The 13,083-nt window shown below is 45.8% G+C and carries 9 protein-coding genes; 2 read left to right on the top strand and 7 right to left on the bottom strand.

Going from position 1 to position 13,083, the window contains the following annotated elements; translation table 11 throughout:
- Window positions 1-34: 34 nt before the first annotated feature.
- A complete protein-coding gene (locus DXA54_RS02150) occupies window positions 35-1,000 on the top strand; it encodes a DnaJ C-terminal domain-containing protein (protein ID WP_004327076.1) in 966 nt (321 codons plus the stop codon).
- Between the two features lie 14 nt (window positions 1,001-1,014).
- Window positions 1,015-1,329, top strand: coding sequence for a chaperone modulator CbpM (locus DXA54_RS02145; RefSeq protein ID WP_004307142.1), 315 nt, complete (start codon window positions 1,015-1,017; stop codon window positions 1,327-1,329).
- Between the two features lie 109 nt (window positions 1,330-1,438).
- On the opposite strand, the gene DXA54_RS02140 is transcribed toward DXA54_RS02145, so the two are convergent.
- The 7 genes from DXA54_RS02140 to DXA54_RS02110 all read right to left on the bottom strand — a co-directional run bounded on the left by DXA54_RS02140 (window position 1,439) and on the right by DXA54_RS02110 (window position 12,961).
- Complete coding sequence (locus DXA54_RS02140; RefSeq protein WP_120078889.1) at window positions 1,439-1,912, bottom strand: GAF domain-containing protein; 474 nt, start codon at window positions 1,910-1,912, stop codon at window positions 1,439-1,441.
- Between the two features lie 7 nt (window positions 1,913-1,919).
- Window positions 1,920-6,980 (bottom strand): DUF4132 domain-containing protein, encoded by a 5,061-nt coding sequence (locus DXA54_RS02135; protein ID WP_008651959.1) that lies wholly within the window; start codon window positions 6,978-6,980, stop codon window positions 1,920-1,922.
- Between the two features lie 38 nt (window positions 6,981-7,018).
- Complete coding sequence (locus tag DXA54_RS02130) at window positions 7,019-7,438, bottom strand: hypothetical protein (protein WP_004301032.1); 420 nt, start codon at window positions 7,436-7,438, stop codon at window positions 7,019-7,021.
- A 7-nt stretch (window positions 7,439-7,445) separates the two neighbouring features.
- Entirely contained in the window at window positions 7,446-9,200 is a 1,755-nt protein-coding gene (locus DXA54_RS02125; RefSeq protein ID WP_117514598.1) for a rhomboid family intramembrane serine protease, read from the bottom strand.
- 153 nt (window positions 9,201-9,353) lie between these two features.
- A complete protein-coding gene (locus tag DXA54_RS02120; RefSeq protein WP_004301030.1) occupies window positions 9,354-11,060 on the bottom strand; it encodes an acyl-CoA dehydrogenase family protein in 1,707 nt (568 codons plus the stop codon).
- Window positions 11,061-11,066: 6 nt separating this feature from the next.
- Window positions 11,067-12,086 carry an electron transfer flavoprotein subunit alpha/FixB family protein gene (locus tag DXA54_RS02115; RefSeq protein WP_004301029.1) on the bottom strand — a complete coding sequence of 340 codons (1,020 nt, stop codon included), beginning with the start codon at window positions 12,084-12,086 and terminating at the stop codon, window positions 11,067-11,069.
- A 2-nt stretch (window positions 12,087-12,088) separates the two neighbouring features.
- Window positions 12,089-12,961 (bottom strand): electron transfer flavoprotein subunit beta/FixA family protein, encoded by an 873-nt coding sequence (locus DXA54_RS02110; protein WP_004301028.1) that lies wholly within the window; start codon window positions 12,959-12,961, stop codon window positions 12,089-12,091.
- Window positions 12,962-13,083: the final 122 nt, after the last annotated feature.

Below are 13,083 nucleotides of genomic sequence, written 5' to 3'. Positions count from 1 at the left end.
CCGTATGATGTATGAACGATTAAATTCATAAAACATGGCCTATATAGATTATTACAAGATTCTTGGAGTAGACAAAAGTGCTTCTCAGGATGATATCAAAAAGGCTTTTCGTAAGTTGGCCCGGAAATATCACCCTGATTTGAATCCTAATGACCCTAGTGCAAAGGATAAATTTCAGGAAATCAACGAAGCCAATGAAGTACTGAGTGACCCCGAGAAACGTAAAAAGTATGATGAGTACGGAGAACATTGGAAGCATGCCGATGAATTCGAAGCGCAGAAACGTGCACAGCAACAAGCCGGAGGCTTTGGCGGTGCAGGAGGTTTCGGCGGATTCGGCGGTGCGGGTCAGGGTTTCTCCGACGGTAACGGAACCTATTGGTATAGTTCCGATGGAGAAGGATTTTCCGGTGGCAACGCTAGTGGATTTTCCGATTTCTTCGAATCAATGTTCGGACATCGGGGAGGAAGAGGACAAGGTTCTGCGGGATTCCGCGGACAGGACTTTAATGCCGAACTTCATCTTTCCCTTCGTGATGCTGCTCAAACGCATAAGCAGATATTGACTGTAAATGGTAAACAGGTACGTATCACTATCCCTGCCGGTGTAGCCGACGGACAGGTTATTAAACTGAAAGGCTACGGAGCCGAAGGTGTCAACGGAGGACCTGCGGGCGACTTATACATTACGTTCGTTATAGCCGAAGACCCGGTGTTCAAACGCCTGGGCGACGATCTGTACGTAGATGTGGAGGTAGATCTTTACTCTGCCGTATTGGGAGGCGAGAAAGTAGTCGACACGCTGGACGGTAAAGTGAAACTGAAGATAAAACCGGAAACGCAGAACGGTACGAAAGTCCGTCTGAAAGGTAAAGGATTCCCGGTTTATAAGAAGGAAGGACAATTCGGTGACTTGATTGTGACCTATTCTGTCAAGATTCCTACGAACTTGACCGACAAACAGAAAGAGTTGTTCCGTCAATTACAGAGTATGAACTAAAATGAATGAGTACTATGCAGACCGAATTAATAATTGTCAGTGAATACTGTCACAAATGTCATATTGAGCCTTCATTCATCGAAATGTTGGAAGAGGGCGGTTTGATTAACGTGCATACCGAAGGCGGTGAACATTATCTGCTTTTGTCGGAACTCCCGAACGTGGAACGTTATAGCAGAATGTACTATGACTTATCCATCAACATGGAAGGTATCGATGCCATTCATCATTTGCTGGAAAGGATGGAAGATATGAGGCACGAAATGCGTTCGCTTCGCAAACAACTTTTGCTGTACCGGGAACGGGAAATAGAAGATATGGACTGGTAAAAAAATAGAGCCTCTGTTTGATTCGAACAGAGGCTCTATTTATAGTAAACGGAGGCTCTGATTCATTCAATCAGAGCCTCCGTTTTTTCAGGATGTTTATGCCGTTATTTTATAATACAATATACGTGCAAATCTCTTCCAGATAGCGTGCGTCGATAGTGTCGAAGCTATCCAATGTATCACTGTCGATATCCAGCACCCCGACAACTTTCCCCTGCTTGAGGATTGGTACTACTATTTCCGATTTCGAGTCCGAACTACAGGCTATGTGTCCGGGAAACTGCTCTACATCAGGAACAATCAGTGTACGGGCTTCTTTCCAAGCGGTTCCGCAAACTCCTCTGCCAAAGCGGATGCGAGTGCAGGCAATGGGGCCTTGAAACGGACCCAGTACGAGTTCTTCTTCTTTCACAAGGTAAAAGCCTACCCAGAAGAAACCGAAAGTCTGCTTTAAGGCTGCTGCCATGTTGGCAAGATTGGCAATGAGATCTGCTTCCGTACTTACCAAAGCATGCAGTTGCAGAAGTAACTCCCGATACTTTTCTTCCTTGCTTCCTGTGTGGATGATTAAATTTTCTGCCATCTCTTTACTATTTGATTTGGTTCAGAATGCTCGGATCTTTTATCTTATCGTCTTCTGCAAAGAAGATAATCTTAGTCAGTATCTCGGCAGTCTTCGGATCTTCATCTACGAAAGGCAGGAACAGGCGTCCGCGATTTTGCGAATGTACCGGAAGAACGGCTATCTGTGCACCACCTTCCTGATGGATCACACCGCTGCCCAGATGAATATTGTACTTACCCAGTTTGCCTTCAATGTGAGCAAAACTTCCTTTTATTGTCACGTTCTTGAAATGAAACAACGGCATCGTCAGTTCCACCAGTACGCTGCGCATCTCGATGGTAGAGTGGCTGGTTTCCGGGTCAACGCTTCCGGCATGGGCTACGCTTACTGCCAGGTCTACGTCTCTCATTACTTCGGAGAAGATGACAGGAGGAATCTCCGAGATTTTCATCAACTTGTAGTCTTTGCGGCTATGGAAGCAGACATATTCCAATGTCGGAGCTTCGATATCGGCAGGAGAGAACCAGTCTGCCATGGCATAGATGGTGGCGATGATATTCTCTTTGTAATATATCTTTTGAAGGCCGTCTTCATAATCGGCTACCCAACGGCGCCCTTTCAGTACGGCAACCGTTTTCTGCGGTTGAATCTGATTGCCGGCATAGCGGCGGGATTGAGTGGCTTCTATTTCTTCCGGAGTCGGAACGTAAAGTTCGCGGAATACCTGTTTGAAAGGTTGGCGGATTGATTTATCGAACAGGAATTTTTGATAAGCATGCCAGTCTCCGCTTGTATACAGGTCTGTGGGGTGCGCGATGCGTAACTCGTCTTTCGGTTTTAACGGGAGGCAAACGGCATTCACTGTAATCAGCAATCCATCGGTGTAGAAGCCCGTCTGTCCGTTGCAGATGAAGACGAGATGTTTCAGTAATGGCCAGATAACAGGATTCTGCATCAGCTTGCGCAATTCGTTTTCTTCAAAATGGGTGCAGTCTTCCATCGCCTGTTCCAGCATGATGCGCGAACGGGTGTACTGGTCTTTCAGCTTTTTGTGTACTGCTTTCAGTTCTTCTATATACGGATGCTTTTTCAGCTTGGCAGGCATGCTGTTGAGCTCTTTGCCGTCTTTGATTTGCTTAATCTCCGATTTACCTTCCTCGTTGATTTGTACATACACTTCTACGCCGTCTATCTCTTTGGGGGACAGGTAGGGAAGAAGTTCTTTAATCAGTTCGGTTTCCATGCTCCAGGTCAGGCGGGTAACGTCTCCGTAACCGGAGTTGCGTGCCAGGTTTTGCAGAGCGATGTTTACCGCTTTCTTTTCGCTTTCCTGTCTTTGAGCACCGAATTCCTTGCTCTCTTTCAGGAACTTTTGCAGGTATTGATAACGATCCAGCAGTTCTTTATCCGGCTTCCGTCCCAATGGGATGAGGCCGTAGCTCATCAATAAGTCTTTGTTGCGCTTGGCTATTATTTCTTTCTTTATATCTGCCGCCTTCACTGCACCGTTGGTAGCATCGGCAAACTTACGGGCACGGGTATGGCTGTTGCTGCATGAAATATATTTGGCGGCATTGTAGACCACTTCGAAGCGTTGCTTGCCAATTGTCTTAAATGCATCTTTGAACCAGTCGATGTCAAAAGCACCTTCCCGCAGGTCATCTACGTCGATGGGGGTGTAGCGGGCGATAATCGCTTTCTTCTTGTCGTCACACGTTTCATTGGTGTGGGCGTGGAAATAATAGGCTGCACTTGTCAGTCCTTTCCAGCCTATTGCCTTTTCAGTCAGTTCAATCCATTGTGGGGCGAACATGGCGGCTTCTACCAGTCGCTCGTCGCTGATTTCGGCTTGTTTCGCCAGTTTCTTCAGATTCTCGCTGGTGTCCGTAGGCAGGGGATGACAAGCATGGAGCAGACTGCTCAATACACCCCGTTTGGTGCTGCCCCAGTTGTAACTGTCACGTATGAAAGTATCTTTGCCGAATGCTTGCAGAATACGGATAAATGTTTCAGCTCCATAGACGTAGCTTAGTTCTTCTGCAAGGGAGGTGACTTGTGTCTCGGAGTCTCCACGTTTTAATTCAATTTCAAGAATCCGGTCTACCACCTTTTGGGCGAGGGAACGGAAGAGGGAGAAGTCGATGTTTTTGATATCGGCGTATCTTTCTTTTTCCTTGTTGAAACGAACGTTGTCGTTCAATACCATGGTGATTGCTTTGATCTGGCTGGGAGAGCTGATGCGTCCCATCATTTCACGGTATACTTCCTCTGTCGGGATGATTCCCAGCATCCAGGCACGGGCGAAGTCTGTGGCATGAAGATAAGAGTCTGTTTCCTCTAGTTCGGGGGTGTGCTCCATGTAGTTGGTGAGCTTATAAAGCTGATAGCGCACTGTGAAGTAACGGATAAATAGATCATCATTCATGGGCTTTTGAGGCATTTCGAGCCAGAAGTTCACGAATTTGTTGTTATGTATCGGATAAACGACCTGTTTTTCTCCGTATTCCAGTTTGTCCCGAAGCCATGCATGCTTACTGGTGTACTGGCGGAAGATGTTTTTGGTATTTAGCAAAGGCAATAGTTGGAGCAGCATATTGACGGCCAGGCGTTGATAGACGGCTTCATCTTTGTATTCGTATGCCAGTGCTTCGATGATGTCACTCATCTGTTCATAGTACGGCATCTTGCGGAGGTCTTTCTGCAATCCGCGGTAAGTGATGCCGGCATACATCCGGTTGACAAGCGGCTCAAAAGTATTACTTGATTTCTGGTCTGCCTTGATGTCTTCTTCATCTTCCTCGTCGGAGTCGTCTTCGTCTTTAGCGGTACCTGTCGATGCAAGCATGAAACTCATCATCAGCAATTTGTCGTAGCTTCCTATTTCTTCTTCGTAGAAGGCTTTCCACAATTCCGGGAATCCGAGTCCGCTCAATCCTCCGTAGTTGCTCCAGTTTATCAGGACACTGTTACCTACCAGACGTGCTTCTCCGTAACCATTTTTGAATTCTTCATTCTTGTAGGTTTCGATGTATTTGCTTAGTTTTTTGAAAACGAGTTTGGCCCTTCCAAAGCAGATGAATTCGAATGCTTTTTTAACGTTGAATCCTTTGTCCTGGGTAATTTCCGGCAGACTGACTTCAAGAGACGGATCGTACAGACCGAAACCGTTATCTTTGGTATAATGTTGTGTGACGCTCTCTTCTGTTCCATCGCCAATCAGAGATTCTATCAATACTTTTTCTTTCGGGTTCGGCTTCTGAATCTCTTTAACTGTCGGGATCAATTCCTGATAGATATCTTGCAGGAATTCTACATTGTGTATGGTCTTCATCATGTCCAATCCTGCCAGGCGGCGTTCGGCAACCTTGTCTGTTAGCAAGCGGCGGATGCTGTCGGCTAGCTGTTCTTTGGGCTGTTTCATCAGCAGATTGATAGCATGGATACGCATTTCGCTGTATTTGAAGCGCAGTAACTCTTCTACTTTCTGGTTTTGTTCGGGCGATAAGGTCATCTCGGACAATGCTTTATATGCTTCTTCACGCACATCTTGCGAACGGTCTCCCAGTGATTGCAGTACATATTCTTCCTGTAGCGGACTGGTCGGTGGAGCTAATACAACACCGATATAGCCTGCCCGCATATAAGTATCCAGAGAGGGCAGATAGCTGCAAAGATCGTCTTTCAATGCAGAATTATTAGTCATCCAGGTGATATATGCCATTTTGAGAACGATTTCCGAACGGGTGAGTTCTGTGCTTTCCCAAGGGAATACATAAGGAGAATAAATCTCTTTGGCAGAGATGGACTGATAGATTTGCTTCAGATATTCATAATGGCGGACCGCCTCTTCTTTGCTATCAAAATAGTCGTGGAGTGACGGGGCGTCTTTGTGCCCTCCGTACCGGCTAAGATAGAGACCGGACAGATACAACGGTAAGATAGCCGCCACCACCGACGGTTCCTTATACCATCTTTCAAAGGCATTTTTACTGATGCGGTGGTTCATGCCGGAGTATTGCGTACAGCGTAAGAAATAAAGTAATGTCTGTACCTGGTATTTAGCACCTTTCTTGATAATTTCCGGTACGAGCGTCTGAATCTCTTCCGTATTATAGAATCCGATGCTCCATAAAGCCAGATAGAGTTCGATTGTATCTTTGCTTTGAAGAGCACTGTGTGCTTGTTTCCGGTCGTTCAGAAAACGATAGATCAGTTCTACATATTTATTGGTGATACGTTCGCTGCTGTCTTGTTCTCCGATACCCGTACTGACTGCAATACCGCGTTTCACGGAAGCAAATCGTTGCAGGCCGTTGTCGCAGATGACCGAGAAAAGATGGAGATAACTTTCGGGACAACCTTCGTCCATCGTTTCCACGATAGCTTGGCGGAGACCCTCCTGTAACTTGGCTGCCAGAAGTAACTTCCCTTCCAGTTCCAGCAAGGGGCGGTATCCACTTACTGCGATAGCCTGGAGATGTCCCTGGTTGAGGCGGTTGGCGTTATTCTCACTGGTCAGCACATTGTTGAGGTATTCAATGACAGTCTGGTTGCCTTCTGCTATTTGGGCGGCCATCCAGTTTTGGCAGTTCATCGAATCCTTGTATGCTTCTATTTCTTCCGGAGTGTTTCCTCCGTTCAGTATGGCTTGAACCGTAAATCCGGTGGCGCGCAGTTTCAGAAACTGGGTCAGTGCATCTATAACGTGGCCGATATGCAGAAGAGGATTTGCCGACCGTTGTGACCGGCGCGAGTATCCGTGAGTGTACGGGCACCGTGCTTTGAGCTTCAGATAGGTGTGGAACAGGTGGGCGTACTCGTCTCCCAATAGATAGCGGAGTAGCTTGTTCAATTTACCATCGAAAAGATTGGCAACGCTTTTAATCTTCTCTTCTTGGATAATATAGATGATGCAAGGCTCTAATTTATCGCTGTATGCACCATACCGGGTATCCATGTTGAAGTATTGCATAAATACATCCAACAGTGCCATTGTCTCTTTGTCTAAACTGGTTCTCTTTTTCGTTAACCTTTCCAGGTACGGAGCAATCCGTTTATTTAATGCGTCATTGTAAATCAGTCTCATGATTCTTTTCGTTTTAAATGTGTTTTATAGGATAATGATTACCATAATCTTCCCGACAGCATAGCGAGCCGGATGAAGGTTAAGGTAGATTCTTCTTTAAGTTGGATGGGAGAGGATAGGTCTCCGGTTTCCGTATCATCCATGAAGATACGGAAAATTCCGTCCTCATAGGATTGCAAAGCATTGGTGATGGCTTCGACTTCTGCGGCAGGTTTGCCATTATAGTTTACTGCAAACCCTACTTTGCCGGAAGCTGTTTTATTTTCCACTTCTTCCTGTGTGAGGTATTTCAGCACTTCGCTCTGTTGCAAGCGTTCATTGTATTCGCAGACTTGCCAACTGACGATGGCTTCGATCAACCCCTGTACATTGACAGGCGGAACAGGAAAATCGATAGGAATCTTTTCGATACTGCACTTTCGCTTTCCTAACTGTTTGATTTGGATATATACTCTCATATTCTCTTTATTGGGTGATCTGGATACTTGATGTAATGGCATTCAGATCGGTTTCAGCTTCTTCGTCATAGACAAGCATGACAATAGCAAAAGATCGTTTCTTGCTCTCTTGAAAGTAATGCAACGCTATTTGTTTTACATCCTCTCCCGGTTCATCAGGAGCCCCGATGTGCAGGGGATTCGTGATCTTTGTCATGGGGAGTCCGTTGATGTTGACATTGCTTAGTTGGTAATCTTCTGACGGTTCCCCTTGTGCATTTCTTGGGAGAGTGAGTGATAACTCTTTCATGTGTTCAAACTCCTTCTGCGTGTCGTAGGTGAGGGCGGTAATCGTTAATTGATTCCCTCCGTTGACCAGCATGAGTAATGGAGGTTCCGCACCATCAATAATTCCTTTTGCTCCTGCTATTTTTATCCAGTTGGTAGGATACTGGCAACTGAATTTGGTGGCTGCATCATAATAAGATAGCCACGTATCGTCATTGCCGACAGGCGTATATGCCGGAACTTTCCTGCTGGAAAGATTGTCCGTAGCATTCACAGCGGAATGATTACTGTTCTCGTTTTCCTCTTCCAGTTCACCATTCAGATAGGCTTCCACAATGCCGCTTTCCCATTCATTGCGTATCTCCGGGTAAAGAGGAGGAACGTTTTTGCACAGGATCATGAAGCTGAACAGGAATATACAGAATATACCAAGCTCCCCGATGATGGAGACAGTCCGCTGTGCATCGGGTTTCTCGAACTTGTAGCCGACCACGTATATAATTCCCAGAACAAACCCGCTTAACAACCCGCCAATATGGGCGGCATTATCAATGCCGGCTTTCATCCCGTAAACCAGATTATACCCCACAAAAATGAGGATGCTGGTTAACAATGCCTTTCGTTGTTCTTTGGCGATGCGATGAAAGAGGAGGAATGCAAGGAATATACCGTAAAGTCCGAAGATAGATCCGGAAGCTCCGGCGCTGATTGTCTCACCGTGCATATACAGGCTGAATGCAGCCGAACATAATCCGGTTAGCAGGTATGAAACGAACATACGGCGTCCTCCTATCAGTTCTTCCAACAGAAGTCCTACATACATGAAAGCATACATGTTCATCAGGAGATGGAAAGCTCCGATATGTATGAAGTTGCAAGTCACTGTGCGCCACCAGTCACCGGTCAGAGTCAGCGGTCCGAAGTCGGCTCCCCATTTCAGTAGTGACAGAGTGGAAGGAGACATAATACCCACTCCGGAAGCAATCATTACAATGAATACAAGAATATTGATGTCTATCAGGATGGGAGTTGCTATAAATCCTTTGCGGGGAATGAAGAAAGACAGGAAAGAGTTCCTCTTCTTTTCTTCCTCTATGTAGGCTTTTTCTTCTTCTGTGAGCGGGCGGTTGAACTCTTCTTCGAAATCTTTGGCCCTTTGGGCTAGTTCTTCCGGAGTGAGTGAGGCTTTTATTTCTTCCATTGTTTCCCGTAACTTCTGGATATTTTTTCTGTTCTTTCCATAATCAACAAATTGTACGGAAGAAGACTGACTGCGAACGGATACTTCCCCGTCACTTCCCTTTTCTATGGTAAAGGTTATTGCCTCTCCATGGGAGCGTATACTGAACGGGACTTCAAACCGGATTCCTTCCGGAGTTACTTCCTCGATATTCCACTCAAGTTTTTGAGAGGCTTCGAGAGCCAATATAAGGATTTCCGTGTTTGATAAACCTGGCAAATACAGTTTGTCATTATATGAAGGTTTGAGTGCCATATTTCTATCTCTATCTACATTCATCAATTAAAAAATTACTTATCTCACTGACAAATGTATAGAATAATAATGGAAAATAATAGAATGTGACAAATAAAAAAAGCATCCATTTCGTAAGAAAGGATGCTTTTATCAGATTTAGTCGATTATTTGTTACTTTTTGTAGAAAGCCAAATCTTCTTTGTCGAAGTTTTCGATGAAATTTGTATGCTTTTCTACTTCCGCTTCTGCATAGTTCAAATATACGTGTGCAGATTTGGAGAACAGTTCAGAAGACTTGCTGGCATCTTGAATCAGTAAGTGACACATGATAATATCAGCAGCCATTTCCACCAGTTTGCGAGCGGTGAAGTCAAGCAATTCCTGATCCTGTACTTCTTTCACAGCGTTGGTACTTGCTTCAAATTTGTCAGCCATCTTCTTCAGGCGAGACATCAGCGGTTCCATTTCCGGTGAACAAGGAATGGCCTCAAACTCGCGGATAGTAGCGATGTAAGAACCATTAGTCACGTAACGGATAGCGGCTACAGTCTGCAACTGGGTAGTTCCTTCGTAGATGCTGGTGATACGTGCGTCGCGATAGATGCGTTGGCAAGCATATTCCATCATGAATCCTGAACCACCGTGAATCTGGATACAGTCATAAGCGTTCTGGTTAGCATATTCAGAGTTCATACCCTTAGCCAGCGGAGTAAAGCTGTCTGCTAGTTTGGCGTATTTTTTCTGTTCCTGACGTTCTTCCGGAGTCAGTTTACGTTCGCGGGAAATATCATCCAATGCTTTGTAAATGTCTACGTAGCGAGCTGTTTGATACAGCAAAGCACGTCCGGCATCCAACTTACCTTTCATGATAGCCAGCATATCGTATACTGCCGGGAATTCGATGATTGCTTTACCGAATTGCTTACGGTCTTTAGCATAAGCCAATCCCTCATTGTAAGCAGCTTGGCTCAATCCTACGGACTGCGCAGCAATACCCAGACGGGCACCGTTCATTAAAGCCATAACGTATTTAATCAAACCGAGTTTGCGGTCACCGCAAAGTTCAGCTTTAGCATTCTTGTACACCAGTTCGCAAGTAGGAGAACCGTGGATACCGAGTTTGTTTTCGATACGACGTACGTTCACACCACCCTCATTCTTGTCATAGATGAACATAGAAAGACCACGACCGTCTCTTGTACCTTCTTCCGAACGAGCCAATACCAAGTGAAGATTAGCATCACCGTTTGTAATAAAACGTTTTACACCGTTCAGCAACCAGCAACCGTCTTTTTCGCTATAAGTTGCTTTCAGCATAACTGCCTGTAAGTCGGAACCTGCATCCGGTTCGGTCAAGTCCATAGACATCGTTTCACCTTGGCATACGCGAGGAATGAAACGGCTGTGTTGGTCAGCGTTACCGAATTCGTACAGTGTTTCAATACAGTCCTGCAAAGACCAGATATTTCCGAAACCGGCGTCGGCAGCAGCCACGATTTCTGCACACATGGTGTACGGAGTGATCGGGAAGTTCAAACCGCCGAATCTGCGTGGCATGGTCATACCGTTCAGGCCGGCTTTCACCATAGCGTCCAGGTTCTGTTTGGTTCCGGAAGCATATTCTACGCGACCGTTAGCACAGTGAGGACCTTCTTCGTCTACACCTTCTGCGTTAGCAGCAATGATTTCTCCTGTGATTTCTCCTGTAATCTCCAATACTTTGTCGTAAGAGTCTACAGCATCTTCGAAGTCCAGCGGAGCGTAGTCGAATTCATCTTTATCTCTGTAATTGCGTTCTTTGAGTTCGCAAATACGTTTCATCATCGGATTGTTCAAGTGAAACTTGAGTTCCGGTATGTCTGTATAATAATTAGCCATCTTTCCTTACTTGCTATTTTGTTTATAATACTTAATCATCTTCGGCACAACTTCTTCGATACTTCCGTTGATTACGTAATCGGCAATCGTATTGATCGGAGCATCCGGATCGTTGTTAATGGAGATGATGATACCACTTTCCTGCATACCGGCGATATGCTGAATCTGTCCGGAGATACCGCAAGCGATGTAGAGTTTTGGACGAACCGTAACACCAGTCTGACCGATCTGACGATCATGGTCTGCGAAACCAGCGTCAACAGCAGCACGGCTGGCACCTACTTCTGCGTGAAGTTCTTTAGCGAGGTCGAACAATAGGTTGAAGTTTTCTTTCGAACCTACACCGTAACCACCGGCTATGATGATCGGAGAACCTTTCAGGTTGTTCTTTGCCTTTTCTACATGGCGTTCGATGACTTTCACTACATAGTCCGTGTCGGCTACATACTTTTTCACGTCGTGACGGATTACTTCTCCCTGATAAGTCGGAGAGAGGATTTCTTTCTTCATCACACCTTCGCGAACGGTTGCCATCTGCGGGCGGTGTTCCGGGTTCACAATCGTAGCAACGATGTTACCACCGAATGCCGGACGGATTTGATATAACAGGTTCTTATAAGTCTTACCTTCTTTTTTGTCTTCGTGGTCACCGATTTCAAGTGAAGTACAGTCGGCAGTCAATCCGCTGGTCAGAGCAGAAGAAACGCGCGGACCGAGGTCACGACCGATAACGGTAGCACCCATCAAACAGATTTGCGGTTGCTCTTCTTTGAAGAGGTTTACCAGGATAGCTGTGTGAGGAAGTGATGTATAAGGGTAAAGGCCTTCACCGTCGAAAACGTGAAGTTTATCTACTCCGTAAGGAAGGATTTGTTTTTCAATATCTTTGAGGCCGCTTCCGGCAACTACAGCTTCGAGCTGACAGTTCAACTGGTTGGCTAACGAACGACCTTTGGTTAGAAGTTCGAGGCTAACGTCTGCAACGTTACCTTCTTCTATTTCGCAATATACAAATAAGTTATTCATGATTATCCGATGGTGTGGTTAGCTAATAGTTCAACAATCAGGTCTTCCACGTCACGGTCGCTACCGCTGATGGTTTTGCTCTCTTTAGCCTGGAACACGATGTTCTGGATGGCTTTCACTTTTGTCGGCGAACCGGACAGACCGCATTGTGCAAGGTCACCGTTTACGTCGGCTACACTCCATTCTACCAGATTCAAATAATCACGCTTGTCATACAAATCGGTATAATCAAGGTTACCTTGTTGTTTTTCGGTAACTGTTTTGGCGTGTTTGTATTTCTGAACCAGTTTCGCATTGCGCGGACGGCAAGGAGCGGCAGAACCGTTTACGGTAATCACGATAGGCAGCGGACCCTCTACAGTTTCTACACCACCGTCGATATGACGTTTCACCTTGATTTTACCATCGCCCACTTCCAGAATTTCTTCTGCGTATGTGATTTGCGTCAATCCTAGCTTCTCTGCTACCTGCGGACCTACTTGTGCCGTGTCACCGTCGATAGCCTGACGACCACCAATGATAATGTCGCAATCACCGATTTTGCGGATGGCAGTAGCCAGTGCGTAAGACGTAGCCAGTGTATCTGCACCAGCGAAAGCACGGTCGGTCAGCAAGTAACCGTTATCTGCGCCACGGAAAAGTCCTTCACGAATAATGTCGGCTGCCCGTCCCGGTCCCATGGTCAGGATGGTTACGGTAGAGCCTGGATGAGCATCTTTCAGTCGAAGAGCTTGCTCGAGAGCATTCAGGTCTTCGGGGTTGAAGATAGCGGGAAGTGCCGCGCGGTTAATCGTCCCGTCGGCTTTCATGGCATCTTTCCCAACATTACGTGTGTCAGGAACTTGTTTTGCCAATACAACAATTTTCAAACTCATGCTATAAATTTTAGTATTAGTATTTCTACAAGTTAGCAGCCAGTAGTCAAGTAGTAATATCTTGCTATCCAAACTATCCGGTTAACTATCAGCGTGCAAATTTACTCAAACGCTTGGTTCTG

It is taken from the genome of Bacteroides sp. OF03-11BH (assembly GCF_003604005.1).
Classification (GTDB): Bacteria; Bacteroidota; Bacteroidia; order Bacteroidales; family Bacteroidaceae; genus Bacteroides; species Bacteroides ovatus.
Note: the sequence above shows the minus strand (reverse complement) of the source record. Positions and strands in the feature narration are given on the sequence as shown.